The sequence below is a fragment of the Mesorhizobium sp. WSM2561 genome (assembly GCF_000513915.1).
Classification (GTDB): domain Bacteria; phylum Pseudomonadota; class Alphaproteobacteria; order Rhizobiales; family Rhizobiaceae; genus Mesorhizobium; species Mesorhizobium muleiense.
Genome location: NZ_AZUX01000051.1, coordinates 17882 through 43792 on the forward strand (window position 1 = coordinate 17882; position 25911 = coordinate 43792).

At 62.8% G+C, this 25911-nt stretch carries 22 protein-coding genes and 1 tRNA gene; 15 read left to right on the plus strand and 8 right to left on the minus strand.

The genetic code is table 11. From position 1 onward, the window contains the following. Nucleotide 1: 1 nt before the first annotated feature. The 6 genes from rhaS (at nucleotide 2) to M727_RS0128775 (ending at nucleotide 6278) form a co-directional block, all read left to right on the plus strand. A complete protein-coding gene (gene rhaS, locus M727_RS0128750; protein ID WP_027155513.1) occupies nucleotides 2–997 on the plus strand; it encodes a rhamnose ABC transporter substrate-binding protein in 996 nt (331 codons plus the stop codon). Nucleotides 998–1080: 83 nt separating this feature from the next. After that, complete coding sequence (locus M727_RS0128755; RefSeq protein ID WP_027155514.1) at nucleotides 1081–2622, plus strand: sugar ABC transporter ATP-binding protein; 1542 nt, start codon at nucleotides 1081–1083, stop codon at nucleotides 2620–2622. Beyond that, nucleotides 2619–3596 (plus strand): ABC transporter permease, encoded by a 978-nt coding sequence (locus M727_RS0128760; protein WP_027155515.1) that lies wholly within the window; start codon nucleotides 2619–2621, stop codon nucleotides 3594–3596. The genes M727_RS0128755 and M727_RS0128760 overlap by 4 nt, the downstream gene beginning before the upstream one ends. Continuing rightward, nucleotides 3593–4594: an ABC transporter permease gene (locus M727_RS0128765; protein ID WP_027155516.1), complete on the plus strand. Its 1002-nt coding sequence runs from the start codon at nucleotides 3593–3595 to the stop codon at nucleotides 4592–4594. The genes M727_RS0128760 and M727_RS0128765 overlap by 4 nt, the downstream gene beginning before the upstream one ends. Then, nucleotides 4594–4911: an L-rhamnose mutarotase gene (locus M727_RS0128770; protein WP_027155517.1), complete on the plus strand. Its 318-nt coding sequence runs from the start codon at nucleotides 4594–4596 to the stop codon at nucleotides 4909–4911. Before M727_RS0128765 ends, M727_RS0128770 begins: the two co-directional genes overlap by 1 nt. Next, on the plus strand, nucleotides 4908–6278 hold the full coding sequence (locus tag M727_RS0128775) for an FGGY-family carbohydrate kinase (protein WP_027155518.1): 1371 nt from the start codon (nucleotides 4908–4910) through the stop codon (nucleotides 6276–6278). The genes M727_RS0128770 and M727_RS0128775 overlap by 4 nt, the downstream gene beginning before the upstream one ends. Here the strand turns inward: M727_RS0128775 and M727_RS0128780 are convergent, their stop codons facing one another. From M727_RS0128780 to galE, 3 genes are all read right to left on the minus strand, one after another. After that, nucleotides 6279–8105 carry an alanine racemase gene (locus tag M727_RS0128780; protein WP_027155519.1) on the minus strand — a complete coding sequence of 609 codons (1827 nt, stop codon included), beginning with the start codon at nucleotides 8103–8105 and terminating at the stop codon, nucleotides 6279–6281. Nucleotides 8106–8108: 3 nt separating this feature from the next. Further along, a complete protein-coding gene (locus M727_RS0128785; RefSeq protein WP_027155520.1) occupies nucleotides 8109–9359 on the minus strand; it encodes a D-amino acid dehydrogenase in 1251 nt (416 codons plus the stop codon). A 113-nt stretch (nucleotides 9360–9472) separates the two neighbouring features. Next, nucleotides 9473–10468 (minus strand): UDP-glucose 4-epimerase GalE, encoded by a 996-nt coding sequence (galE, locus tag M727_RS0128790; RefSeq protein ID WP_027155521.1) that lies wholly within the window; start codon nucleotides 10466–10468, stop codon nucleotides 9473–9475. A gap of 281 nt (nucleotides 10469–10749) precedes the next feature. Here galE and hemA point away from each other — a divergent pair, with 281 nt between their 5' ends. Beyond that, nucleotides 10750–12027, plus strand: coding sequence for a 5-aminolevulinate synthase (gene hemA / locus M727_RS0128795; RefSeq protein WP_027155522.1), 1278 nt, complete (start codon nucleotides 10750–10752; stop codon nucleotides 12025–12027). A gap of 138 nt (nucleotides 12028–12165) precedes the next feature. On the opposite strand, the gene M727_RS0128800 is transcribed toward hemA, so the two are convergent. Together M727_RS0128800 and mscL are read right to left on the minus strand one after the other, a co-directional pair. Next, a complete protein-coding gene (locus M727_RS0128800; RefSeq protein ID WP_027155523.1) occupies nucleotides 12166–13332 on the minus strand; it encodes a pyridoxal phosphate-dependent aminotransferase in 1167 nt (388 codons plus the stop codon). Nucleotides 13333–13444: 112 nt separating this feature from the next. Next, nucleotides 13445–13867 carry a large conductance mechanosensitive channel protein MscL gene (gene mscL / locus M727_RS0128805; RefSeq protein ID WP_027155524.1) on the minus strand — a complete coding sequence of 141 codons (423 nt, stop codon included), beginning with the start codon at nucleotides 13865–13867 and terminating at the stop codon, nucleotides 13445–13447. 247 nt (nucleotides 13868–14114) lie between these two features. Between mscL and M727_RS0128810 the strand changes: the two genes are divergently transcribed. After that, a complete protein-coding gene (locus M727_RS0128810) occupies nucleotides 14115–17603 on the plus strand; it encodes a PAS domain-containing hybrid sensor histidine kinase/response regulator (RefSeq protein ID WP_027155525.1) in 3489 nt (1162 codons plus the stop codon). 10 nt (nucleotides 17604–17613) lie between these two features. Here M727_RS0128810 and M727_RS0128815 read toward each other — a convergent pair whose 3' ends face one another. Both M727_RS0128815 and M727_RS0128820 read right to left on the minus strand, forming a co-directional pair. Then, complete coding sequence (locus tag M727_RS0128815) at nucleotides 17614–18273, minus strand: response regulator transcription factor (RefSeq protein ID WP_023803301.1); 660 nt, start codon at nucleotides 18271–18273, stop codon at nucleotides 17614–17616. A 125-nt stretch (nucleotides 18274–18398) separates the two neighbouring features. After that, nucleotides 18399–18836 carry a hypothetical protein gene (locus M727_RS0128820; protein ID WP_027155526.1) on the minus strand — a complete coding sequence of 146 codons (438 nt, stop codon included), beginning with the start codon at nucleotides 18834–18836 and terminating at the stop codon, nucleotides 18399–18401. Between the two features lie 111 nt (nucleotides 18837–18947). On the opposite strand from M727_RS0128820, the gene M727_RS0128825 reads away from it, so the two are divergent. The 3 genes from M727_RS0128825 to M727_RS0128835 are packed head-to-tail and all read left to right on the plus strand — an operon-like array spanning nucleotide 18948 to nucleotide 21306. Further along, on the plus strand, nucleotides 18948–19298 hold the full coding sequence (locus M727_RS0128825; protein ID WP_027155527.1) for a DUF952 domain-containing protein: 351 nt from the start codon (nucleotides 18948–18950) through the stop codon (nucleotides 19296–19298). Further along, nucleotides 19295–20371: a quinone-dependent dihydroorotate dehydrogenase gene (locus M727_RS0128830; protein ID WP_027155528.1), complete on the plus strand. Its 1077-nt coding sequence runs from the start codon at nucleotides 19295–19297 to the stop codon at nucleotides 20369–20371. The genes M727_RS0128825 and M727_RS0128830 overlap by 4 nt, the downstream gene beginning before the upstream one ends. Before the next feature lie 32 nt (nucleotides 20372–20403). Next, complete coding sequence (locus M727_RS0128835) at nucleotides 20404–21306, plus strand: histone deacetylase (protein ID WP_027155529.1); 903 nt, start codon at nucleotides 20404–20406, stop codon at nucleotides 21304–21306. Between the two features lie 30 nt (nucleotides 21307–21336). Here M727_RS0128835 and M727_RS0128840 read toward each other — a convergent pair whose 3' ends face one another. After that, entirely contained in the window at nucleotides 21337–21600 is a 264-nt protein-coding gene (locus tag M727_RS0128840; RefSeq protein WP_027155530.1) for a DUF6460 domain-containing protein, read from the minus strand. Between the two features lie 253 nt (nucleotides 21601–21853). On the opposite strand from M727_RS0128840, the gene M727_RS0128845 reads away from it, so the two are divergent. From M727_RS0128845 to M727_RS0128865, 4 genes are all read left to right on the plus strand, one after another. Then, nucleotides 21854–23725: an acyltransferase family protein gene (locus M727_RS0128845; RefSeq protein ID WP_027155531.1), complete on the plus strand. Its 1872-nt coding sequence runs from the start codon at nucleotides 21854–21856 to the stop codon at nucleotides 23723–23725. 72 nt (nucleotides 23726–23797) lie between these two features. Beyond that, a tRNA-Gly gene (locus tag M727_RS0128850) sits at nucleotides 23798–23871 on the plus strand. Between the two features lie 172 nt (nucleotides 23872–24043). Beyond that, entirely contained in the window at nucleotides 24044–24292 is a 249-nt protein-coding gene (locus tag M727_RS37860; protein WP_023802203.1) for a DUF3606 domain-containing protein, read from the plus strand. Nucleotides 24293–24473: 181 nt separating this feature from the next. Beyond that, entirely contained in the window at nucleotides 24474–25172 is a 699-nt protein-coding gene (locus M727_RS0128865; RefSeq protein ID WP_156941667.1) for a Crp/Fnr family transcriptional regulator, read from the plus strand. Nucleotides 25173–25911: the final 739 nt, after the last annotated feature.

The following is a 25911-nucleotide window of genomic DNA, read 5'->3' on the forward strand; positions in this document are numbered from 1 at the left end:
GATGAGCTTTCTGAAGAAAATGATGGTGACGGCGGCGTTCTCCGCCGCCATGTTCGTGAATGCGGCCTATGCCGAGAACGTCAAGATCGCGCTGGTGGTGAAGTCGCTCGGCAACGGCTTCTTCGATGCCGCCAACAAGGGCGCCGAAGAGGCGGCCAAGGAACTCGGAGACGTCGACATCATCTACACCGGCCCGACAAAGGCGACCGCCGAAGCGCAGATCGAGGTGATCAATTCGCTGATCGCCCAAAAAGTCGACGCGATCGCCATTTCGGCCAATGACGCCGACGCGCTGGTGCCGGCGCTGAAGAAGGCGATGGATCGCGGCATCACCGTCATCTCGTGGGATTCGGGCGTCGCTCCGGAAGGCCGCCAGCTCCACCTCAACCCCTCGGACACCAACCTGATCGGCGAGACCATCATCAAGCTTGCCGCCGACTATCTGCCGGAAGGCGGCGATGTCGCCATACTGTCGGCTTCGTCGACTGCGACCAACCAGAACGCCTGGATCGAAGCGGCCAAGAAGGTGCTGCCGGAGAAATTCCCCAAGATCAATCTCGTCGCCACCGTCTATGGCGACGACGACTCGGCCAAGAGCACGGACGAGGCCAAGGGCCTGCTAAAATCCTATCCGAACCTCAAGGCGATCATTGCACCGACCACCGTCGGCGTCGTCGCCGCCGCCCAGGTGGTGACCGACCAGGGCCTGATCGGCAAGGTCAACGTCACCGGCCTGGCGCTGCCGTCGGAGTTCAAGAAGTTCATCGACAACGGCGCCAGCCAGGCGGTTGCGCTGTGGAACCCGATCGATCTCGGCTACTCGGCCGTCTACCTCGCCCATGATCTGGCGGTGAAGAAGGAAGAAGCCAAGCCGGGTGCGACGCTGTCGATCGGCCGTGTCGGCAAGGTCACCCTCGACGACACCAACTCGGCCGCGATGGCTCCGCCCTTCAAGTTCGACAAGTCGAACATCGAAGAGTTCTCCAAGATCTATTGATCCTGGAGCCCTTCAAGCCGGCGCGGCGGAGCTCAAGTTCCGCCGCGTCCTCAAACGGACCTGCTTCAGGGCTTGATACGACCATGGACACGACAGCCCAACTCGACCCGACCATCGAGCACCCTTTAGCTCCGGCTCCGCGCCTGACCCTGTCAGGCATTTCGAAAAGTTTTCCCGGCGTGCGCGCGCTGCATGACGTCAGCCTGTCGCTCTACCCCGGCCAGGTAACCGCGCTGATCGGCGAGAACGGCGCCGGCAAGTCGACGCTGGTCAAGATCATGACAGGCATCTACCAGCCCGACGCGGGCACGATCAGCATCGATGGCCAGGCCGTCACTTTGCCCAGCGCGCATGCCGCCTTCGGGCACGGCATCACCGCCATCCACCAGGAAACCGTGCTGTTCGACGATCTGACGGTGGCCGAGAACATCTTTCTCGGCCATGCGCCGCGATCGCGCTTCGGCACCATCGACTGGCGCACCATGCGCAAGAATGCCCATGAAGTATTGAACACCATGGGTGCCGGCCACATCGACGCCGACGCGCGGCTGAAGGACCTCGGCATTGCCAACAAGCACCTCGTCGCAGTCGCCCGCGCCATGTCGATCGACGCCCAGATCGTCATTATGGACGAGCCGACCGCAGCGCTGTCGCTGAAGGAGATCGAGGAGCTGTTTTTGCTGGTCGAGTTCCTGAAGAGCGAAGGCAAGGCGATCCTGTTCATCAGCCACAAGTTCGACGAGATCTATCGCATCGCCGACCGCCATACGGTGTTCCGCGACGGCGAGATGGTCGGCGAAGGCCTGATCAAGGATGCCGGCCAGAGCCAGATCGTGCGCATGATGGTCGGCCGTGCCGTCGATCACATCTTTCCGCAGCGCAAGGCCGAGATCGGCGCGCCGGTGCTCACTGTCTCCGGCCTGTCGCATCCGACCGAGTTCGACGACATCGGCTTCGAACTGCACAGAGGCGAGATCCTCGGCTTCTACGGCCTTGTCGGCGCCGGGCGCAGCGAGGTCATGCAGGCGATATCAGGCATCACCCGCACCAGCAGCGGCACCATCACGCTGGAAGGCAAGTCGATCGTGCCGAAATCGGCGGCGGATTCGATCGACGCCGGCATCGTCTACGTGCCGGAAGAACGCGGCAAGCAAGGCGTGGTGATCGGCCTGCCGATCTTCCAGAATATCTCGCTGCCCTCGCTCAAGCGGACGTCCAAATCAGGTGTGTTGCAGCTGGCCGAAGAGTTCGCGCTGGCCCGTGCCTACACCGAGCGGCTCGACCTGCGCGCCGCCTCGCTCAGCCAGGATGTCGGCACGCTGTCGGGCGGCAACCAGCAGAAGATCGTCATCGCCAAATGGCTGGCGACCGCGCCCAAGGTGATCATCCTCGACGAGCCCACCAAAGGCATCGACATCGGCTCGAAGGCCGCCGTGCACGGCTTCATGGCTGAGCTGGTCGCTCAAGGGTTGTCGGTGATCATGGTGTCTTCCGAACTGCCCGAGATCCTCGGTATGTCCGACCGGGTCGTCGTCATGCGCGAGGGCCGCATCGCCTCGGTCTATGACAACAAGGGGCTCGACGCCGAAACGCTGGTCAAGACGGCAGCAGGGATCGCGGCATGAAGGTTTTTCTCAAATATCGCGAAGTCTGGCTGCTCGCGGCAATCGTCGTGCTGATCGGGCTGATCTCGATGCGCTTTCCGGGCTTTGCCGCCTTCGGCAATCTGCGCCAGGTGTTCAACGACACCTCGATCCTGATGATCCTGGCGCTGGGGCAGATGGTGGTGATCCTGACCCGCTCGATCGACCTGTCGATGGCGTCGAACCTGTGCTTCACCGGCATGGTGGTGGCGATGCTGAACGCCGCGCATCCGGCAATCCCGATCCCGCTGCTGATCGTCATCGCACTTCTGGTCGGCCTGGTGCTCGGCGCGATCAACGGCCTGCTGGTATGGCGGCTGAACATTCCCTCGATCGTGGTGACGCTCGGCACGCTCACCATCTATCGCGGCGCTACCTTCGTCATTTCAGGCGGCGCCTGGGTCAATGCCGATCAGATGAGCCCTGATTTCATCGGCCTGCAGCGCGCGGCCTTTCTCGGCATTCCGGTGCTGTCGTGGATCGCCATACTGGTCATCGCCTTGTTCTTCCTGTTGATGACGCGCACCGCGCTCGGCCGCTCGATCTATGCCATCGGCGTCAATCCGACCGCATCGGTCTACGCCGGCATCGATGTCGGCCGCACCAAGTTCATCGTCTTCTGCATCTCGGGGATGGCCGCCGGTCTGTGCGGCTATCTCTGGATCTCGCGCTATGTCATCGCCTCGGTCGAGGTCGCCAATGGCTACGAGCTCAACATCATCGCCGCCTGCGTCATCGGCGGCATCTCGATCGCTGGCGGCATCGGCTCGGTGGGCGGCGCGGTGCTCGGCGCGCTGTTCCTCGGCATCATCTCCAACGCGCTGCCGGTCATCAACATCTCGCCGTTCTGGCAGATGGCGATTTCGGGCGGCGCCATCATCCTGGCCGTGGTGCTCAATGCGCGCGGCGAACGCCGGCAAGGCCGCATTATTCTCAAGAAGGCAGAGGCGGCATGACCGACATCCCAGCCCCGCGCCACATTCCCGACCGGCTCGACACGCCGCTCAACTCGGCGATCTTCTCGTGGGAGGCGCTGCTGGTCGCTGTGGCGGTTGCAATCTTTGCGGTCAACAGCTTCGCCTCGCCCTATTTCCTCGACGCGTGGTCGCTGTCGGACCTGACCTTCAACTTCACCGAGAAGGCGCTGATCGCGCTCGCCATGGCGCTGCTGATCATTTCCGGCGAGATCGACCTGTCGGTCGCGGCCATCATTGCGCTGGCCTCGACGATGATGGGCATGGCGGTGCAGGCCGGCGCCGGCACGCCGGTGCTGGTGGCGATCGGCATCCTGGTCGGGCTCGGCTGCGGCGCCTTCAACGGGCTGCTCGTCACCAGGCTCGGCCTGCCGTCGATCGTCGTCACCATCGGCACGATGAGCCTGTTTCGCGGCATCGCCTTCATCGTCCTCGGCGACCAGGCCTACAAGGGCTATCCCGCGAGCTTCGCCTTCTTCGGCCAGGGCTATGTCTGGTGGGTGGTGTCGTTCGAGCTGACGCTGTTCCTCGTCGCGGCGGTCATCTACTGGTTCCTTCTGCACCGGACCAGCTTCGGCCGCCGCGTCTTCGCCATCGGCAACAACCCGGTCGCGGCACAGTTTTCCGGCGTGCGTGTCGGCCGCATCAAATTCATCCTGTTCTGCCTGACCGGGCTGATGGCGGGCATCGCCTCGGTGCTGATCACCTCGCGGCTCGGCTCGACCCGGCCATCGATCGCGCAAGGCTATGAATTGGAAGTCATCACCATGGTGGTGCTCGGTGGCGTCAGCATCCTGGGCGGCGCCGGCAGCATTCTCGGCGTGGTGCTCGCCGCCTTCATCATGGGGCTGGTGACTTTCGGCCTCGGGCTGCTCAATGTGCCAGGCATCGTCATGTCGATCTTCATCGGCCTGCTGCTGATCATCGTCATCGCGCTGCCGATCGTCTGGCGGCGGGTGCGGCGGGAGCGCTTTACCTGATGGCCGAAAAATACGCGTTCAAGATCAAACTCAATCAGGGGATGAAGGCCGAATACCAAAGGCGCCATGACGAGATCTCGCCGTCGCTGGTGGCACTGCTGAAACAGGCCGGCGTTTCCGACTATTCGATCCATCTCGACGAAGAGACAAACATACTGTTCGGCGTGCTGTGGCGGCTCAACGACCATGGCATGGACGACCTGCCGAAGCACAAGCTGATGCAGCGCTGGTGGGCTGAAATGGCCGACATCATGGAGACCGGGCCTGATAACGAGCCGGTGGCGGTGCCGCTGGAAACAATGTTCCATATGGAATGACCCGCCACGTCGCCGTCATCGATATCGGCAAGACCAATGCCAAGGTGGCGCTGGTCGACCTCGCCGATCTGCGCGAAGTTGCGCTGCGCCGCATGGCGAACGCGCCTGTCCTTGACGGTCCCTACCCGCACCACGATGTCGAGATTCTGTGGTCGTTCATCCTCGACAGCCTCGCCGAGATCAATCGCGAACAGCGCATCGGCGCGATATCGATCACCACCCATGGCGCGACGGGCGTGCTGGTGGACGCTGCCGGCGAGCTGGCGCTGCCGGTGCTCGACTATGAATTTGCCGGGCCCGACACCCTTGCCGAGGACTATGACACGATCCGTCCGGCCTTCGCCGAGACGGGCACGCCGCGCCTGCCGGTCGGCCTCAACCTCGGCGCGCAGCTGTTCTGGCAGCAGAAGCGCTTCCCGGCGGAGTTCGCCACGGTCGCCGCGATGCTGATGTACCCGCAATACTGGGCGTTGCGCCTGACCGGCGTCGCCGCCAACGAAGTGACCTCGCTTGGCTGCCACACCGATCTGTGGAACCCGTGGAAGGCGGATTTTTCGTCGCTGGTCGACAAGATGCAGTGGCGCCGGCTGATGGCGCCGGTGCGGCCGGCGAAGGACTGCCTCGGCCGGATCCTGCCCGTGCTCGCGATACGGACCGGGCTTGATCCGCAAACGCCGGTGTTTTGCGGCTTGCACGATTCCAACGCCTCGCTGTTGCCGCATCTCCTGTCCGACACGCCGCCGTTCTCGGTCGTCTCGACCGGCACCTGGGTGGTGTCGATGGCGGTTGGCGGCAACAAGGTCACGCTCGACCCGGCTCGCGACACGCTGGTCAATGTCAACGCGCTCGGTAATCCCGTGCCGTCGGCGCGTTTCATGGGCGGCCGTGAGTTTTCGCTGCTGACGGAAGGCCAATCGGATGACTGGACCGAAGCGGACATAGCCACAGTGCTCGCGCGGAAGACGTCCCTGCTGCCTTCGACCCAACAGGGTTCGGGGCCGTTCCCGCACCACAGAGCAGCATGGCTCGACGCCGACGGCATCAACGGCGGCCAGCGCTTTGCCGCCATCTCTTTCTACCTGGCGCTGACGACCGCGACTTGCCTCGATCTGATCGGCGCCGGCGGCCCGACCACCGTCGAGGGGCCGTTCGCCCGCAACCGGCCTTTCACGCGCATGCTGGCTGCAGCGACGGCGCGTGCCGTCATCGCGTCGGAGGCGGCAACCGGCACCAGCATCGGCGCCGCCCTGCTGGCGTCGGAGCATGGAACGATACAAGGCGCCGGCGAAAGGTTCGAACCGCCGGCCGACCCGGCCTGGGCGGATTATGCACGTTCATGGCGCGCGGCGGTCGACGCACAGGGCTGATCACAAAATCCGCTTGCCAAACGCCGACATGACGAAATTGACCGTTTCCGCCGCCAATCGCGGTTCCAGACCTGATGTCAGGCCGGAAATGTCCATCGACAACAGCCCGCCGGACAGCGCGATCGCCTCCATCGCCTGATGCGTTTCGCGCACCGTGATGCCGCCGGAGCCCGCCGCCCAGCCGGCGAATTCGGTCACCTCAGGCGAATAGCTGACATGAAAGCCTTGCGTGCCGGAGCTGGCGATGCGGATCGCCTCGTGCATCACATCGCGCATGCCCATGGCGTCGATGTCGGTCATGGTGAAGGCACAGACGCGCGAATCCTTCAGCACCCGGGCCTCGGCCGGATCGGCATGGCGCAAACCGACAATGACGACATTTTCCGGCGACAGTTGTGGCTGCAGCGCGCCGGGCTTGTGGTCGAGGCCGAGCACCCGCGCCAGCACCGAACGTTCCGGCAGGTCGATGCCGTCTTCGTCCTCGGGCATCAGGGCGGCGATGGAATCGATCCAGATCAAACCGAAGGAGTGCGTCGCCCGCGCGGTCGCCGTCAGCGCTTTGTGGGCGATGCGCCGGTCGCTGCCGGCGGTGAACCGGACCAGGCCGGATGGCGGCCGCTCGATATCGGCCAGTTCGACGACATCGAAATTCATCGCCTCCAGCCGGGCGCCGGTCGCCTCCCTGGCCAGGATGCCCGCGGCCGCCGGTTCGGCAGATATCGACACCATCTTGCGGCCGGAGAAATCCTCGACATCGTGCATCGGCGCCTTTTCGACATATTCCGAGGTCATCGCCAGCAGCATGGCGCCATAGCTCATACGGAAGGCGACACGATCGCCGACGGCTGGTGGCGGCTCGGCATCGGTCACGTCGAGAAGCAGATGGTCGCTGGAGGCGCCGAGCACCCGCACGCCCTTGGCAATCGGCGTCAAACCTTCGATCAAGACATCCTCGCGGCCGATATTGGCGATGGCGCGCAACCTGTCGCCATCGTCGGCAAACACCGGCTGGTTGCCGAAAGCGTCGTAGCCGGATTGGCCGATCGGCCGCGACGGCTTCAGCTTGACCTCGATGATGTCGCTGGTCAGCCGGCAGGCATCGGGTTCGAGTTCGGCCCACGGCGTCTCGCGAAAAGTTTCGACGCCACCCTGCAGGATCGCCTCGCCGACCCGCAGATTGTTGATGCCGGCGGGCAGCCTGCCTTCGAGCAGCAACGTCAGCGACGATGACGCGCCGCCCGAGATCCAGTCGAGCCTTGCGCCGGACAGGCGCTCGGTCTTGTAGGCATGGGCGACGAGCTGTCCGAGATTTTCCTGCGTCGGCATGATGGCGCCGAAGCAGCCGAGATTGGTGCCGATGCCGGCGATGCGCACGCCGCTGAGCGCCAGTATCTGTTCGACCGTCGGGATGAGGTCGTTCGGCCAGATGCCTTCCCTGAGGTCGCCAAGATCGATCATCAGCATGATGTCGTGGACGCGGCCCATGCGGTCGGCGATGCGCGATATTTCGCGGATGGTGGCGAGTTCGGATTGCAGGCTGATGTCGACAGTGCGCACCACCTCCTCGATGCGCGCCATCGGCGGACTACGCAGCAGCATGATCGGGGCGGTGATGCCGCTGTCGCGCAGCCGGCGGATGTTTTCGAACCGCGATTCGGCGATGCCGGCGACGCCGCCGCGCAGCATGGCACGCGCCACCTGCGGCATGCCGCAAGTGCCCTTGGTGACGCCGAAGACCTTGATGCCGGACAGGGCGCAGCGGTCGACGATGGTGCGCGCATTGCGCTCGATGCGGCCAAGGTCGATGGCGACTTGCGGTCCCGACATGATCTAGCCCTTGTAGACCAGCCCTTGCGGGTCGATCTCCGGCTTGCGGCCGGCGACCATATCGGCAAGGAATTTTCCCGAGCCGCAGGCCATGGTCCAGCCGACATGGCCGTGGCCGGTGTCGAGATAGAGATTGCTGTAGCGCGCCCGGCCGATGACCGGCACCGAGTTCGGCATCATCGGCCGCAAGCCGGCCCAGAGCTCGGCCTTGTTCTCGTCGAAGGCGTCCGGGAAAAGCTCCTTGCCGGTTTTGAACATGGCGGCGAAATCGCTCGGCTTGTGGCTGCGGTCGAAGCCGGTGAACTCGGCGGTCGAAGCAAGCCGCAGCCGGTTGCCGAGCCTGGAATAGCCGATAAGCTGATCCTCGTCGGCGCCGCCCATGGTCGGCCCCTTGCTCTCGTCCTCCAGCGGCACGGTCGCAGTGTAACCCTTGACCGGATAGACCGGCAGGTCGATGCCGTAGCGGCGACCGAGCAGGCCGCTCTCCGGCCCCATCGAGATGACGACGGCGTCGCCTGTTACCGGGCCGGCCGAGGTCATCACAGCGCGCACCCGATCGCCTTCGATGTCGAGGCCTTCGACCGTCGTGCCGTAGAGGAACTGGACGCCGAGTTTCTCGGCGGCATAGGCAGCGAGGTTTCGGGTGAACTGGCTGGAGTCGCCGGTCTGGTCGATCGGTGAATAGACGCCGCCGGCTATTCTGTCCCTGGCGCCGGCAAGGCCGGGCTCGAGCTCGACCAGCCGCTCGCGGCCGACGATCTCGATCGGCAGACCGTGCTCGGCGAGATAGCGGTAATTGTCGGTGCCGGTATCAAAACTCTGCTGCGAGCGGAAGAAATAGAGAATGCCCTTCTTGCGCTCGTCATAGTGAATGCCGGTGTCGGCCGAGATGGCGTTGATGCAGTCGCGCGAATAAAGCGCCAGGCGCAGCTTGATGTCGGTGTTGGCGCGCAGTCGCGCATGCGTGCATTGGCGTAGGAAGCGCAGGCTCCAGGCGAAGAAATAAGGATCGAAGCGCAGCCGCACCTTGATGCCGAGATCGTGGTTGTAGAGCGCGCGCAAAAACGTCCTCAGCGCAGCGGGCGAGGCCCAGGCGGTGGCGTCGCCGGGCGACACCAGGCCCGCATTCGATTGGCTGGTGCCGCGCGCCGCCATCGGATGGCGCTCGATCACCGTCACCTCGTGGCCGTCGCTCGCCAGATAATAGGCCGCCGCCGTGCCGACGACGCCAGCGCCAAGGACCAATATCTTCATGCCGCCCCCCAAGGATCAGATACGGCCGAAACGCCTCCACGTTTCAGCCGCGCAGCTCCTTCAATAGCGCTTCTACGCTCGACCTACGAGCCCACGGAGGAAAAACCGGGACTTCAGCTCCGCGCCGAATTCTTGCCGGTCAGGATACGCTCCCAGGCCAGCGCGTCGGCGACGATCTGGTCGAGGTCGTCGCGCTGCGGGGTCCAGCCGAGCTCGCGGCGCGCCAGCTCCGAATTGGCGACCACCGCCGCCGCGTCGCCTGCACGGCGCTCGCCGATCCGCACGTCGAAATCATGGCCAAAGACGCGGCGCACGCTGTCGATCACCTCGAGCACCGAATAGCCGTGGCTGTAGCCGCAATTGGCGACGAGGCTTTTCCCCCCGGCGCGTAGCCGTTCCAGCGCCAGCCGATGCGCCGCCGCCAGATCGCTGACATGGATGTAGTCGCGCATGCAGGTGCCGTCGGGCGTCGGATAGTCGGTGCCGAACACCTGCATGAAGGGACGCTTGCCGAGCGCCGTCTCGCAGGCGACCTTGATCAGATGCGTGGCGCCCGGCGTCGACTGGCCGGTGCGGCCCCTCGGATCGGCGCCGGCGACGTTGAAGTAGCGAAGCGCCGTATAGCGCAAGCCGTGGGCGATTGCGGCGTCGCGCAGCATCCATTCGCTCATCAGCTTGGACAGGCCATAGGGCGATTCCGGTGCAAGGCGCGCATCCTCGCGCACCGGCTCCAGCCCGGCGCCGCCATAGACGGCGGCGGTCGAGGAAAAGATGAAATTGGGCACGCCTTCGCGCACCGCGGTCTCGATCAGCGTGCGCGTCTTGCAGGTGTTGTTCTCGTAATAGCCGAGCGGGTCGGCGACCGATTCGGGAACCACGATGGAGCCGGCAAAATGGATGATCGCATCGACATGATTGTCGCGGATGACCCCGCCGACCAGCTCCTTGTCGGCGACATCGCCGACGACAAGCTTTGCCTCCGGAGCCACGGCCCACTCGAAGCCGGTCGAAAGCCGGTCGAGGACGACAACGCTCTCGCCCGCGTCCAGCAGTTCCCAGACCATATGGCTGCCGATATAGCCGGCGCCGCCTGTCACCAAAACCGTCATCCGTGTCCTCGCTGCTCAAGATTTGTCGGAAGCTGTCTCAACACCCGCCTTACTGGAAAGCCTGCCGCCAGGCCATTAGTCCATGTCCATCAGTGCCTGCGGTAACCAGTCTCATCGGCGCATGGCATCGTCCTGAAACAAAATTGATCCACATCAAGGGAATAGGCCATGATCCGTGGCCGTTAGGAACAGGCTTGGGGCGTGGCATTTTGACCAAAAAGGCCAAGTAGACGGCGAATAGGGCAATGATTATGATCCCACGCAAAAATTGGGAAGCCGAAATGAACTATCAGCGGTTCTTCGAAGACGCGATCGACCAGCTCCACGCCGAGCGTCGCTATCGCATCTTCGCCGACCTCGAGCGCATCGTGGGGAACTTCCCACGCGCCATCTGGCGCGCCAACGGCCGCGCCCAGGAAATCACCGTCTGGTGCTCCAACGACTATCTCGGCATGGGCCAGCATCCCGACGTCATCGCCGCGATGCAGAACGCCGCCGGCAAGATGGGATCCGGCGCCGGTGGCACCCGCAACATCTCCGGCACCAGCAATCCGCTGGTCGAGCTCGAACTGGAACTGGCCGACCTGCACGACAAGGAAGCCGCGCTCGTCTTTACCTCCGGCTTCGTCTCCAACGAAGCTTCGATCTCGACCATTGCGCGGCTGCTGCCCAACTGCCTGATCGTCTCGGACGAGTTGAACCACGCCTCGATGATCGAGGGCGTGCGGCGTTCGGGCGCCGAGAAGAAGATCTTCCGCCACAACGACGTTGCGCATCTCGAAAGCCTGCTGCAGGCGGCGGGCCGCGAGCGCGCCAAGTTGATCGTCTTCGAGAGCGTCTATTCGATGGATGGCGATATCGCGCCGATCAAACAGATCGTCGAACTTGCCGAGCGCTACAACGCCATGACCTATATCGACGAGGTGCATGCCGTCGGCATGTACGGACCGCGCGGCGGCGGCATCACCGAGCGCGAAGGGCTGGCCGACCGCATCGACATCATCGAAGGCACGCTGGCCAAGGCGTTCGGCACGCTCGGCGGCTATATCACCGGCACAAGTGCGGTGATCGATGCCGTGCGCTCCTATGCGCCGGGCTTCATCTTCACCACGGCGCTGCCGCCGGCCATTGCCGCCGCGGCGACCACGTCGATCCGCCATCTCAAGCGCTCGCAGGCCGAACGCGCCGCGCAGCAGCGCCAGGCGACGCGAACGAAGCAGGTTCTTACCGCCGCCGGCCTGCCGGTGATGGACTCCGCTACCCACATCGTGCCGCTGCTCGTCGGCGATCCCGAACTGTGCAAGATGGCCAGCGACCGCCTGCTCGGCGTCCACGGCATCTACATCCAGCCGATCAACTACCCGACCGTGCCGCGCGGCACCGAACGGCTGCGCATCACGCCGACGCCATTCCATTCGGATCAACTGATCGCGGAACTTCAGGACGCGTTGGTCGAGACCTGGGACGCCTTGGGCATCTCTTACGGTTCCGCGGGCCGGCCGGCGGTGAGGGAAAGCGACCGCGTCATTCCGCTGCTGGTGCCGAAGTCCGGCGGCTGATCTTTCCGCTGCCTTCGTCTTCCTAGGGCGTAGCAAGGAGCGAAGCGACGCGGCGCAGACCCTAGGATCCATGCCGTTACGTTGGCCAAGGAGTGCAACGGTTCGCAGCTGTCCGGCTTGGCGCGGACCTCAACAACCTCACACACTTTTCATCCACTTCGCCAGCCGGTGCGCGGCCTCCTCGAGCTGGTCGAGGCGGCGGTGGAAGCATAGCCTGAGGAAGGCTTCGCCTCCGGGACCGAATGCGGTTCCGGGCGCCAGGCCGATATTGGCGCGGTCGACGATGTCGAAGGCGGCGGCGCGTGAATCGGTGATGCCGTCGACTGCGAAGAACAGATAGAACGCGCCCTGCGGCACGGTAAAGCGTGCCCTGCCGGTCGCAGCCAGGATGCCGCAGACCAGGTCACGCGCCGCCCTCGCCCGCTCCACCTGCTCGACGATGAAGGCGTCGCCTTCGTCGAGGGCGACGACCGCGCCGCGCTGCATGAACTGGGCAACGCCGGAGGTCGAATACTGGACTAGGTTCTCGAACACTTGCTGCAGGCAGGGATGGACCTTGATCCAGCCGACCCGCCAGCCGGTCATCGACCAGTTCTTGGAAAAACTGTTGACGAACAGGATGCGATCCTCGTCGGCCATGATGTCGATGAAGGACGGCGCGCGGCTGTCGCCGTAGTGGAACAGCGAATAGATCTCGTCGGCGATGATCCACAGCCCCCGTTCGCGGGCAAGGTCGAGGATCGCCTGCAGCGTCTGCCTGTCGGCGGTCCAACCGGTCGGGTTGGACGGTGTGTTGACGAACAGCGCCTTTGTCCTTGGCGTGATCGCCGCCTCGATCTTGTCGATGTCACAGGACCAGCCATTGCCGGACTGGTCGAGCGTGACTGCGACCGGGACGGCGCCCGCCACGCCGGCGGCTGCGGCGAAGTTCGGCCAGGCCGGCGACAGATAGACGACCTCGTCGCCATTGCCGGCGACAGCGTCGAGCGCCAGCTGGATGGCATGCATACCAGAGCCGGTGACGATGAATTCTTGCTCGGCGAAGCTCTTGCCGAAATGCCTGATGTAATAGCGAGCGAGCGCCTGCCGCAGTTCGGGGATGCCTTTCTGCCAGGTATAAAAGGTTTCGCCGCCGGCCAGCGCCCGGGCAGCGGCATCGGTGATGAAGGCGGGCGTCGGCAGGTCGCCCTCGCCGGCCCAGAGCGGGATCATGCCGTCGCGGTCGCGGCCGCGGTTCATGACGGCGACAATGCCGCTTTCCGGCGCGGCCCGGGCCTCGGCGCGCAAATTCTCGATCAGGGTCATGGATGGATCCGTTTTTCGCCTTCCGGACAGCTAGCGTGTTTTGCGACAGGCGAAAATAGAAAACCCCGGCCGAAATCGACCGGGGTTTTGGTCCAGAGATCTTGCCCCCGCGCTATTTCCTGGCGAGGAGATCGCGAATTTCGGTGAGCAGCGCAACATCGGCCGGCGGAGCGGCAGCAGGCGCAGCGGGTTTCTCACGCTCCAGCCGCCTGCGCAGATCGTTCACCGCTTTGACCATCAGGAAGATGATGAAGGCGAGGATGATGAAGTTCAGCGCCACGGTGATGAAACTGCCATAGGCGAAGACTGCGCCCTGCCTCTTGGCTTCCGCCAGCGATGTGGCGTTGACCGCTGAGGACAAGGGCAGGAAATAATTGTTGAAGTCGAGTCCGCCGAAAATCGCCCCGATTATCGGCATGATGATGTCGCTGACCAGGGAATCGACGATCCTGCCGAAGGCGGCGCCGATGATGACGCCGACGGCCAGGTCCATGACATTGCCCCGGGAAATGAATTCCTGGAATTCTTTCAGCATCCGCCCCTCCTTGTTCTGACGGGCCAGGCCGCCGCCTCTGCCCGCTTCGTTCGGCCCCGCTTCGTTCCCCCCACTGGCACAATAGCAAAAACCTGCGGTTGCAGCATCGGCAAAAGACCGGTTCCGGCCAAAATTTCCCGAAGCCGCAGCCATCCTGCGCCGAAAGCCGCGATGGACTTGATCGCCAAGCTGTGATTGCGTCTCAGCAGGCCGGATGCAAAAACCGGCAAGGGAGGATTTTTGGGCCGTGCAGGGCTGGTTCATCGTCATCATCGCGATCGCCTATGTCACGTTGCTGTTCGTCATCGCCAGCCTCGGCGACCAACGCTCGACGACATCCGGGCCCGACCGGGCACGGCCCTTCATCTATGCGCTCAGCCTGGCGATCTACTGCACCTCCTGGACCTTCTTCGGTTCGGTCGGCCTTTCTTCCGAGCGCGGCCTCGAATTCCTCGGCATCTATATCGGCCCGGTGCTGGTGTTCGTGTTCGGCTTTCCGCTGCTTCGGCGCATCGTCAGGCTGGCCAAGACAGAGAAGATCACTTCGATCGCCGACTTCCTCGGCGCCCGCTACGGCAAGAGTTTTGCCGTAGCAGCGATCGCCACGCTGATCGCGACGATCGGCGCGGTGCCGTACATGGCACTGCAGTTGAAGGCGATTTCCGGCTCGGTCAGCCTGATGGTCGAGCATTATACCGGCTCGCCGCCTTCCTTCGATCCATTCGTCAGCGACATCTCGCTGGTCGTCGCCATGCTGCTTGCGCTGTTTGCGGTGCTGTTCGGCACGCGCCATGCCGACGCCACCGAACACCAGGACGGGCTGGTGCTGGCGGTAGCGGTCGAAACCGTGGTCAAGCTCGCCGCCTTCCTGGCGATCGGCCTGATGGTGACCTTCCTGATCTTCGGCGGCCCGGGCGATATGGTCGACAAGCTCGCCCAGAATTCGCAAGTTCAGCAAGCGATGAGCTACAGCACCTCGCTGGCAACCTGGCTGGTGCTGACATGTTTGAGCGGTTTCGCCATCATCATGCTGCCGCGCCAGTTCTATGTCACCATCGTCGAGAACCGCAGCGAGGCCGAACTGCGCACCGCGACATGGGTGTTTCCGCTCTATCTGGTGGCGATCAACCTTTTCGTGCTGCCGATCGCGCTCGCCGGCCTGGCGCTGGTCGGCACCAGGACCAGCAGCGACCTCTATGTCCTGTCGCTGCCGCTGCTCAGCGGTCACGATGTGTTGGCCATGGCGGCGTTCATCGGCGGCCTGTCGGCGGCGACCGCGATGGTGATCGTCGAAAGCGTCGCGCTGTCGATCATGATCTCCAACGATCTCGTCATTCCGCTGTTTGTGCGTCGCCTGCTCAAGACCACGACATCGGAGAACGAGGACTGGTCAGCGCTCATCCTCAACGTGCGACGGGCGGCGATCTTCATCATGCTGTTCGTCGCCTTCCTCTATTATCGCGAGAGCACCAACAGCGCGCGGCTCTCCTCGATCGGCCTGATGTCGTTCGCCGCGATCGCGCAGTTCGCGCCGGCCTTGATCGGCGGACTGATCTGGCGCGGCGCCAACGGCAGGGGGGCGGCGCTCGGCATGGTCGCCGGCATCGTCGTCTGGAGCTATACGCTGCTGCTTCCTTCGCTCGCCGCGTCCGATACCGGCATCGTCGTCCACGGCCTGTTCGGTTTCGAAGCGTTGCGGCCGCAAGCGCTGTTCGGCACCGTCGCCGAGCCGCTGAACCACGGCGTCCTGTGGAGCCTGTCGGTCAACACGCTGTTCTTCGTGCTAGGCTCGCTGTCGCGCGCGTCGGTGCCGCTGGAGCGCATCCAGGCGTCGATTTTCGTGCCGCGCGAGGCGAGCCCGATGCCGAGCCTGCGCCGCTTCCGCACCACTGTCACCGTCAACGACCTCAAGGACACCATCGCGCGCTATCTCGGTGTGGAACGCACTGAGCGGTCGTTTCAGTCATTCGAAAAGAGCAATGGCGCTTCGCTGCACGGCAACGAGCAGGCCAGCATGGACGTCATCCGTTTCTCCGAGCAGCTTCTGGCAAGTGCCGTCGGCTCCTCTTCGGCGCGGCTGATCCTGTCACTGCTGCTGCGCCGCAACGATCGAGAGGCGAAGGACGCCTTTCGCCTGCTCGACGACGCCACCGAAGCGCTGCAGCACAACCGCGACCTGCTGCAGATCGCGCTCGACCAGATGGAACAGGGCATCACCGTCTTCGACAGGGATTTCCGGCTGATTTGCTGGAACCGGCAATATCGGGCGCTGTTCGACCTGCCGGACGAGATGGGCCAAGTCGGCGTCTCGCTCGACCGCATCCTGCGCCATCTTGCCGAGCGTGGCGACATTCCGGCCGACCAGCGGGTGGCGATGCTCAACCGCCTCACCAGCTTCGTCAGCCCCTGGCAGATGGAGTTGAAGACCAGCGGCCGCATCCTGGAATTGCGCTCCAACCCGATGCCGGATGGCGGTATCGTCGCCACCTATGCCGACATTTCCGGGCGCGTCGAGCAGGACCTGGCGCTGAAGCGCGCCAATGAAACGCTCGAACAGCGCGTCAAGAACCGCACCGTCGAACTGACCCGCGTCAACGAGGAGCTGGCACAGGCGCAGATGCTGGCCGAGGAGGCCAATCTCGGCAAGACCCGCTTCCTCGCTGCCGCCGGCCATGACATCCTGCAACCGCTGAACGCTGCTCGTCTTTATTGCTCGTCGCTGATCGAAAAGGCCGGCAAGGGACCTGCGGGCAAGGCCGCGATCAACATCGAATCCTCGCTGGAATCGGTCGAGACCATTCTCGGCGCAGTCCTCGACATTTCCCGTCTCGACGCCGGCGCGATGAAACCGGACGACACGGCCTTCAGCCTGGACGGACTGCTGCGCCAGATCGGCAACGACTTTCAGCCGCTTGCCGCCGAGAAGAAACTCAGCCTGACGATCATGCCATCGTCGCTCAGCGTGACGACTGACCGCAATCTGTTGCGCCGCCTGATCCAGAACCTCGTATCCAATGCCATCAAATACACCCGCCATGGCCGCATCCTGGTCGGCGTGCGGCGGCGCGGCGAACTGGCCGAGATACAGGTGATCGACACCGGCATCGGCATTGCCGCCGACAAGTTGAACACGGTCTTTCACGAATTCACCCGGCTCGATGAGGGCGCCCGCGAAGCCGAAGGCCTTGGGCTCGGCCTTTCGATCGTCGACCGCATTGCTCGCGTCTTGCGCCTTGAACTCCAGATATTTTCAAGCCCGGGCAAGGGCACGCGCTTTTCCGTCGTCCTGCCGGTCGCGGCAGTGCAGGAGCCGCGGCGCGAGATCGAGGCCAAGGCGCCGGTCCGCACTGCTGCTTCGCTTGCCGGGCTCCGCGTGCTCTGCATCGACAACGACGCCCGTATCCTGGACGGCATGCGGCTGCTGCTCGAAGGCTGGGGCTGCAGCGTCGACACGTTTGCCGGCTCGAGGGATCTCGAGGGGTCCGGCATGCGTCGGCCCGACATCGTGCTTGCCGACTATCATCTCGACGGCGAGACCGGCCTTGACGCCATCGCCAAACTGCGCGCTATCCATGGCCATGACATGCCGGCGGTGCTGGTCACCGCCGACCGCTCGAGCGAGGTGCGCGCCAGCGCCGGCAGGCTCGACGTGCCGGTGATCAACAAGCCGCTCAAACCAGCGGTGCTGCGCTCGATGATGGCGAGGGTCAGGCCGCTGGCGTCGGCGGCCGAGTAGCGCCAGAAGGTCAGCCGGCCGCCGCTAGCGGGTCGCTGCCGATCTTGGACAGCAGGATCACCGCCTGGGTGCGGCTGTCGACGCCAAGCTTCTGCAGAATGGCCGAGACATGCGCCTTGATCGTCGCTTCGGAGACACCGAGCTCGTAGGCGATCTGCTTGTTGAGCAGACCTTCGGCCAGCATGCCGAGCACGCGCGTCTGCTGCGGCGTCAGCGTCTGCAGCCGCTTGATCAGATCGGATATCTCGGGATCGCGCTCGACGCCGAGATCGATGCCGGTGGGCGCAGCGATGTCGCCGGCAAGCACCGACTGCACAGCGCTGCGGATCTCCTCCATGCTGGCCGATTTGGAGATGAAACCCGAAGCGCCGAGGTCGAGCGCGCGCCGGATGGTCACCGGATCGTCATGTGCCGACACCACCACCAGCGGCACCGTCGGATGGATGCCGCGCAGCGAGATCAGGCCGGAAAGGCCGCTCGCGCCCGGCATCGACAGGTCGAGCAGCACCAGATCGACGTCCTCATTGGCAACGACCAGCGCCTTGGCGCTTTCGAAATCGCCGGCCTCATGAATGCCGGCGACGTCGCCGATGCCGGCAAGCGCCTCTCTCAGCGCGCCGCGAAAAAGCGGATGATCGTCAGCGATGACGAAAGTATAGCCTGACGGCACATGGCCCTCCCCGAATCCCATTGGTGATTGTCTGCTTCTTACGGGATCAGTCGAACGATTATGCGGCGATATCAGCCATTTTCAAGCGGCAAGCCGGTGCGCCGGGTTTCCCCGGTGAACGGTGCTCAGGTTTTTTGCGAATTTGGCTTGAGGCCATCCTCGCCGCTGTCCTTTTCCATGTCCTTGACGATGCCCATGAAGCCACGCAGGAAGCGCTCCATGTAGCTCATCGTCTTGTTGAAATCCTCCTCGCTGGGCAATGTCGACTCAAAGCGGGCGGCAAGCGAGTTCTCGAGCTTGACGACGCGCTGGTCGAGCGCCTTCACCGAATTTTGCAGCCGGTCGATCTCGTCCTGGAAGGCGGCGCGTTCATCGGCCGCCATCTTGCAGACGAGCTGGCCGGAACGCTCCTCGCAGATCGACATCGCACCGGTCTGCGTGTCCATGCGGACATAGCCGGTGGTCGACTTTTCCAACCGGTAGCGGTCGGCTTCCTCGGAAAATGCTGATGCCGCGACGAGCGAGACGAGGGCTGCAGGGATCAAGACGTGCTGCGGACGCATATTGTCCTCCATGGGCCAGTAAGCGCAATCTTATCGCATGTTTGCGCCGGAAATGGGGAAGAACCCTGGCGCACTCTTCCCCGTATGGTTGGTTCGGACTATAGCGCAACCATGTCTCAGCTTATCTACAAGATAGTACCTGAACCGCTGTGGCGCGAGGCCGAAAGAAATCGCCGCTTCACCGGCGCGCCGATCGATGTCGCCGACGGCTTCATTCATTTTTCCACCGCCGGCCAGGCTAGGGAAACCGCGGCAAAACACTTTGCCGGCCAGACCGGGCTGCTGCTGGTCGCCGTCGATGGCGCCAGACTGGGTGATGCGCTGAAATACGAGGTCTCGCGCGGTGGTGCGCTGTTCCCGCATCTTTACGGCCCACTCGACCTCAACGCCGTCGTCTGGGTGCAACCATTGCCGCTCGGCACCGATGGCCTGCACCAATTCCCGACGCTGGAGGCCGAATGAGCGTGCTCGACCGGCTCGGCCAGAGGTTCCTGTTCGCATTCGATCCGGAAGCAGCCCACGGCCTGTCGATCGCGGCGCTGAAATGCGGGCTGCCGATAGGCGGGAGACCCGTGCGCGACGACAGGCTGAAAGTCAGCGTCTGCGGCATCGATTTCCCCAATCCGCTCGGCATGGCCGCCGGCTACGACAAGAACGCCGAGGTTCCCGATGCGCTGCTTGGCCTTGGCTTCGGCTTTGCCGAGATCGGCACGATCACGCCGCTGCCGCAGGCCGGCAACCCGAAGCCGCGCATTTTCCGGCTGACATCCGACGAAGCGGTGATCAACCGGCTGGGCTTCAACAATGAGGGTCACGCGGCCGCCGAACAACGGCTTGCCGCCCGCAAGGGCCGCGCCGGCATCGTCGGCGTCAATATCGGCGCCAACAAGGACAGCAACGACCGCGTCGGTGACTATGAACGCGGCGTTGCCAGGTTTGCGCCCTACGCCAGCTATCTGACGGTCAACATCTCCTCGCCGAACACGCCGGGCCTGCGCAACATGCAGGCGCGTGAACAGCTTGGCGAGTTGCTGTCGCGCGTCATGGCCGCACGTGCGGCAGCGGCCGCGCAGCCGCCCATCCTTCTGAAGATCGCGCCGGACCTGGTCGAGGCCGAACTGGAGGATATCGCCGCCGAGGTCGCCGAGAAGGCAATAGACGGCGTCATCGTCTCCAACACCACCATCGCGCGGCCGCGGCTGCGCAGCGCCGATCTTGCCGGCGAGACCGGCGGGCTTTCGGGAAAACCGCTGTTCGAGCGCTCGACCATCGTGCTGGCAAAGATGCGCAAACTGCTTGGCCCGGACCCCGCCATCATCGGCGTCGGCGGCGTCGATTCCGCGGAGACGGCACTCGAAAAGATCCGCGCCGGCGCCGATCTCGTCCAGATCTATACCGGCATGATCTATGCCGGGCCGGCACTGCCGGGCCGCATTGTTGCGGGTATGGTCCGGTTCGCCGACATGCAACGGCTCAAATCACTGCGCGAGTTGCGCGATACCAGCCTCGACCGATGGGCATCCAAGCCGCTCTAACCCGAAGTCGCTCTAAAAAGCACCTGCCGCTCATGCCCCTGCAGATCGTTCATCATCCCGACTACGACGCCGGCTTCGCCGTCAACCATCGTTTTCCGATGAGCAAATACAAGCTGCTGATGGAAGCCTTGGGCGCGCGCGGACTGGCCGGCCACGCCGCGCTCAACATGCCCGAGCCGGCCCCGGCATCATGGCTGAAGCTTGCCCATGCCGCCGGCTATGTCGACCAGGTGCTGGCCTGCGAAGTGCCAGAAAAAATCGAGCGCGAGATCGGCTTTCCGGTAGGCCCGCGCGTCTCGCTCAGGGCGCAGCTCGCAACGGGTGGCACCGTGCTGGCGGCGCGGCTGGCGTTGCTGAACGGCATCGCCTGCAATACCGCCGGCGGCAGCCATCATGCGCGGCGCGCGCAAGGCGCCGGCTTCTGCACCTTCAACGATGTTGCGGTGGCTTCACTGGTGCTGCTTGCCGAAGCCGTCGCCGGCAATATCCTGATCGTCGATCTCGACGTGCATCAGGGTGACGGCACGGCCGACATTTTGGGCGCTGAACGGCGCGTTTTCACCTTTTCCATGCATGGCGATCGTAACTATCCGACGCGCAAGATCGCTTCCGACCTCGATATCGCCCTGCCCGACGGCATCGGCGATGCGGCCTATCTCGAAAGGTTGGGCGGCATCCTGCCGGAACTCACCGCCAAGGCGCGCTGGGACATCGTTTTCTACAATGCCGGGGTCGACGTTCATGCCGAGGACCGGCTCGGCAGGTTGTCGCTGTCGAACGACGGGCTGCGTGCGCGCGACGACATGGTGATCCGTCATTTCCGCGCGCTCGGCATCCCGGTCTGCGGCGTTATCGGCGGCGGCTATTCGACTGACGTGGCGGCTCTGGCCGCGCGCCACGCCATCCTGTTCGAAACGGCCTCAGGCTTCGCCTGACGCACGCTGACCTTCGGTTCGGCGTCTGCTCTATTTCCGGTAGTTGGCGATCCTGAGCAGGATGAAGGCTGGAATGACGATCGCCGCACCCAGCAGGATGTAGCCGAGGAAACGGTCAATAGCGCGGAAGCCCAGGTTCCAGAGATCGACGAAGACATTGCGGATGCCGTAGAGCACATCCATCGGCGACCAGCCGAAAGCGTTCATGACAAGGCCGACGAGGAACGATAGCACCAGCAGCTTCAGGAGCACCCGGAGCGGCGTGTCGCCGAGAAAGCGCGTCAGTGCAGACAAGGCGTGTCTCCAGATTCGGTTGCCCCGATTCGGGCACAACTCCAGAAATACGCACTTGGCCGCCCGGCATCAAGGCGATCGCTCAGTTGCTGCGGTCGGCGCTTTGCCGAATTGTGCTCTTGACACTTATGTTGCAGTGCAGCAAAATTGGGCGACAGAGGGTAACCAGTTGATATCGAACTGCCAGACTCATCGCCCGGTGATGGACGGACTGCGCTGCCTCACCGTGACTTGCGAACACAGGGCTTCTTGAATGAAGTACAGGCGCGATATCGATGGTCTTCGGGCCGTTGCGGTACTGCCGGTCGTACTCTTCCATTTCGGCATCTCGGCAATTCCAGGCGGCTTTACCGGCGTTGATATCTTCTTCGTCATATCTGGCTATCTGATCACCGGAAGCCTGCTGGACGACCTTGAACGCGGCCAGTTTTCGATCGTCAGCTTCTACTGGCGCCGCGCCCGGCGCATTCTGCCGGCGCTGATCTTTGTCACGCTTCTCACCTGCGTTGCGGCCCTGTTCATTCTTCTGCCGTCGGATATGCATGAATTCAGTCTCAGCGTCATAGCGGCTTCGACTTTCTGGTCGAACATCTATTTCTGGAAAACGTCAAATTACTTCTCGATCGATGCCGAGCTCCGACCGCTGTTGCACACCTGGTCGCTTTCGGTCGAGGAGCAGTACTATATCTTTGCCCCGATCCTGATGTTCCTGATCTACCGCTTTTTTGCCAAACGCTGGCTGACGATACTCCTGCCGATCATCCTCGGCAGTTTCGTGCTGGCGGTCATGGCGACGTGGCTGGCGCCAAACGCGGGATTCTACCTGCTGCCGACACGGATCTGGGAACTCATGCTGGGCGCCGTGCTCATGCTGAAACGCCCCCCGCCCCTGAGCAGCCGGTTTGTTATGGAACTGCTCGGGTTGGCCGGATTTGGCCTTCTCGCCATCGGGTTCTTTGCGATCTCGGAGAGCGATCCGTTCCCGGGCTACAACGCCTTGTATCCCTGCGTCGGAACGGTCCTGCTTATCTATGTTGGCCAAAACAGCCCCTCGACGATCGCCAGCCGCATACTAGAAGTCCGGCCGCTGGTCTGGATCGGCCTCATCTCCTATTCGCTGTATCTTGTTCACTGGCCGATCAATGCGTTCGCGCACTATCTCTCACTAGAAGAATTCGACCCGTCGATGACCGTTGCGTTGACGGTAGCAAGCCTCGCGCTGGCTGCGTTTTCCTGGAAGTATGTCGAGCAGCCGTTTCGGCAGAAAAGGAGCTTCACCGCCCCGGCGCCCATCTTCGCCTTTTCAGCGGGCGCAATCGCTGTTCTTTGCCTTGGCGGGGCGGCGGGGGCGCTCGGCAACGGCTTTCCGCAACGCTTTCCAGACTATGTCCAACAGCGGATTCCTGTCGGGGACTGGGGCAATGGCACCTGTTTCAACGAGGGCTTCAGCCGGATCGAAAACTGGAATATCGAGGATTGCACGCGCACACGCGGCTTCCCTACAACCGTTTTGTTGTGGGGTGACTCGTTCGCCGCCCACTATGTTCCAGGCCTGGACGCCAACATAAATCAACTCCGGGCCAATATCGTGGAATACACCTACGCGGGCTGTCCCCCGATTCTCTCCTACTTCTCCTATGGACGCCCGGATTGCATGCGGTTCAATCAGCAAGCCCTGAAGATTATCCAGGACGCTCGCATCAAGACGGTCGTGCTCAGCGGTCGGTGGACCGATTATGAGGCCAGAAGTTTCGACGGTCTCCAGCAAACGATCGATACGCTTCGTGGTCTGGGTGTGCGTGTGTTTGTCATCGGCCAGTCCCCGCAGTTCATAACCGATGTTCGGAAAATCGCGTTCTTCGCAAAGCGCGAAAATCTCGATGATACGTCCTGGCCAATGGCCATGGATCCCGACATCAACAACCGTGTGCGCGCATTTACCAAAGGCGCCACCTTCATCGATCCGCTGAATTTCCTCTGCAGCGCCGGACGCTGCTCCTACGCCGACGCAGGCCAGTTCCTCTATTTCGATTACGGCCATTTTTCTACCGTCGGGGCCACGCTGGCCATTTCGAAATACTGGCCGGCCTTTGCCACAGACAATACCCTTGCCACGACGGAGTAACAGTCTGGCAAGGCACGAGTGCACGCTCACCCATTGCCCGAACGCCGGCTTGCGTGGTAACGAAGCTGCTGCGCGGGTATGATGTAATGGTAGCTTGTCAGCTTCCCAAGCTGAACGCGCGGGTTCGATTCCCGCTACCCGCTCCAGCTTACCCAGTCGGGCCGGCCGGCGCCACACCTCACAGGGCCACATGATCAGGTCCAGGTGAGCGGCCTATATCAGCTGAACAGAACATAATGTGATTCTAATAAGAGGCGGCAACAAAAGACGCTGATCCGCGTTGCGTTTGATCTGAAGGCCAGCCAGGGAGGAACCAAAATGGCCGACGACAAGAGCAATAGAGGTTCTGGCGACGGAAACCGCGTCGCGCGCGACCAAGACTATGAATTCCGCTATTTCGCTACCAAGTTCGGCCTCTCAATACCGCAGATCCGCGAGCTTTTTGGCAAGCACGGCAATGATCGCGAGACCCTGTATCGGGAGGCTCGGAAGCTCGGAAACGCCGTGACCACACAAGAACGGATCTCGAACGACGACCGAACCTTTCACAACCAGGGCCGCCCATGATCGGCAAGAGACATAGCCAAGAAGTCGAACATGAGAGCGACCATTTCTATCTGTGTCCGACAGGCGGCCAAGTCGTAGATGCTCGGGACCTGCGGCATGTCAATTGGCACGAGCCGCTGGAACTCGATGCCTGATCTGCTCAAAAGGCACCGCGATGTTCGGCAAAGACCTCCTGGTTCACATGCTCGACCGCCGCGACACCCTGCCGCCAGTCGAGATCGCGCTTATTGAGGCTCTTCCGGTTCGGCCGGTAACTTTCGGACCCGATGAGGAGATCGTCAGGGAGGGATCCCGCCCCACCGAAAGCTGCCTTGTCGCGAATGGGTTCGCAGTTCGAAACCAGGCTATTCGGGAAGGAAAGCGTCAAATAACGGCAATTCACGTGCCGGGAGACTTTGTCGATCTGCATAGTTTACTGCTAAAAGTGATGGACCACAGCGTGAGCGCGCTGGGTTCGTGCGATGTAGTTTTCATTCGACACAAAGACCTGCTTACAGCAATGGGTGGAAGTCCACATCTCACCCGGATGCTCTGGCTTTCGACGACTATCGACGCCTCGATCCAAAGGACTTGGATAACCTGCCTCGGGCGTCGCTCCGCCAAACAGCATCTCGCACATATAATTTGCGAGTTGTATGTCCGATTAGAGATAGTCGGATTGGCCTCTGACCAGAAGTTCGCTATTCCACTGACGCAAGCGGAAATGGGGGACGTGCTTGGTCTATCTGTAGTTCACGTGAATCGGACACTGCAGGAGCTTCGAGCGAAGGACCTGGTTATCTGGAAAGACCGGAGGATTGTTATCCTTGATTTCCAGCGATTGGCCTTACTGGCCGACTTTGATACGACTTACCTAAATCTCTTCCATGAGCCACGGTGACCGCCCTCGGCCAAGACGCGTCGGCGCACTGATGCGGCATCAAGATTTCTCGTCAAATAAACAATGTGAATGAGCCCTCGCTCCGGATCGATTACGGCTGGGTTCAATTGGCACAGTTGACGTCAAAGAAGGATTGCACATGCGTGAGCTCGAAAATCTCATCGAACAGTATGTAAATAGTCGGAGGCGGCGCCATAGTTTCATATCGACGGGGCTCGCCGTTAAGGCGCTCAAACAGATCGTACCGGCATGTTCGGTCTCAGATTCCGACCTGGCGAACATGATTGCCAATCGTGCAATAGACTACAACCTTCCGGTGAGCTTTGACCTTAATGAGAGCTAGGCGTGGCGCGTCATTATGCAGTCCGACCATGAGCCTTTGAGGTCCGGTGCACCGAGGCGCTCCGCATGGCCCGCCTAGGTCCGCGTGTTGGCTCACGGCGCGTGCGAAGTTCCCAGAGACTTCACCCGGCCCAGCGATTGGTTAGCGATTACTATTTTAGCTTGAAGTGACGGAACATGTTTGCCCCCGCCAAGTTCGTTTAGGCAATGGAGGAGATTGCCACCATGAACAGTGTCATTTATCTCATCCTTGTCGTCGTCGTGCTTGCGATCCTCTCCTTCCTCGGATTCCATTAGGAGATACCATGCAGCGCGAAGACGATCAGGGCCGTAAGCCGGCCGATTTCGAAACAGCCAAAAGCGAACTGTCCGAACGGTTCCAGCAGGAAACGCAGAC

Excerpts from the sequence above, each read along its gene's own strand:
- rhaS (WP_027155513.1), top strand. The coding sequence starts at position 2 with ATGAGCTTTCTGAAGAAAATGATGGTGACGGCGGCGTTCTCCGCCGCC.
- M727_RS0128755 (WP_027155514.1), top strand. The coding sequence starts at position 1,081 with ATGGACACGACAGCCCAACTCGACCCGACCATCGAGCACCCTTTAGCT.
- M727_RS0128760 (WP_027155515.1), top strand. The coding sequence starts at position 2,619 with ATGAAGGTTTTTCTCAAATATCGCGAAGTCTGGCTGCTCGCGGCAATC.
- M727_RS0128765 (WP_027155516.1), top strand. The coding sequence starts at position 3,593 with ATGACCGACATCCCAGCCCCGCGCCACATTCCCGACCGGCTCGACACG.
- M727_RS0128770 (WP_027155517.1), top strand. The coding sequence starts at position 4,594 with ATGGCCGAAAAATACGCGTTCAAGATCAAACTCAATCAGGGGATGAAG.
- M727_RS0128775 (WP_027155518.1), top strand. The coding sequence starts at position 4,908 with ATGACCCGCCACGTCGCCGTCATCGATATCGGCAAGACCAATGCCAAG.
- M727_RS0128780 (WP_027155519.1), bottom strand. The coding sequence starts at position 8,105 with ATGTCGGGACCGCAAGTCGCCATCGACCTTGGCCGCATCGAGCGCAAT.
- M727_RS0128785 (WP_027155520.1), bottom strand. The coding sequence starts at position 9,359 with ATGAAGATATTGGTCCTTGGCGCTGGCGTCGTCGGCACGGCGGCGGCC.
- galE (WP_027155521.1), bottom strand. The coding sequence starts at position 10,468 with ATGACGGTTTTGGTGACAGGCGGCGCCGGCTATATCGGCAGCCATATG.
- hemA (WP_027155522.1), top strand. The coding sequence starts at position 10,750 with ATGAACTATCAGCGGTTCTTCGAAGACGCGATCGACCAGCTCCACGCC.
- M727_RS0128800 (WP_027155523.1), bottom strand. The coding sequence starts at position 13,332 with ATGACCCTGATCGAGAATTTGCGCGCCGAGGCCCGGGCCGCGCCGGAA.
- mscL (WP_027155524.1), bottom strand. The coding sequence starts at position 13,867 with ATGCTGAAAGAATTCCAGGAATTCATTTCCCGGGGCAATGTCATGGAC.
- M727_RS0128820 (WP_027155526.1), bottom strand. The coding sequence starts at position 18,836 with ATGCGTCCGCAGCACGTCTTGATCCCTGCAGCCCTCGTCTCGCTCGTC.
- M727_RS0128825 (WP_027155527.1), top strand. The coding sequence starts at position 18,948 with ATGTCTCAGCTTATCTACAAGATAGTACCTGAACCGCTGTGGCGCGAG.
- M727_RS0128830 (WP_027155528.1), top strand. The coding sequence starts at position 19,295 with ATGAGCGTGCTCGACCGGCTCGGCCAGAGGTTCCTGTTCGCATTCGAT.
- M727_RS0128835 (WP_027155529.1), top strand. The coding sequence starts at position 20,404 with ATGCCCCTGCAGATCGTTCATCATCCCGACTACGACGCCGGCTTCGCC.
- M727_RS0128845 (WP_027155531.1), top strand. The coding sequence starts at position 21,854 with ATGAAGTACAGGCGCGATATCGATGGTCTTCGGGCCGTTGCGGTACTG.
- M727_RS37860 (WP_023802203.1), top strand. The coding sequence starts at position 24,044 with ATGGCCGACGACAAGAGCAATAGAGGTTCTGGCGACGGAAACCGCGTC.
- M727_RS0128865 (WP_156941667.1), top strand. The coding sequence starts at position 24,474 with ATGCTCGACCGCCGCGACACCCTGCCGCCAGTCGAGATCGCGCTTATT.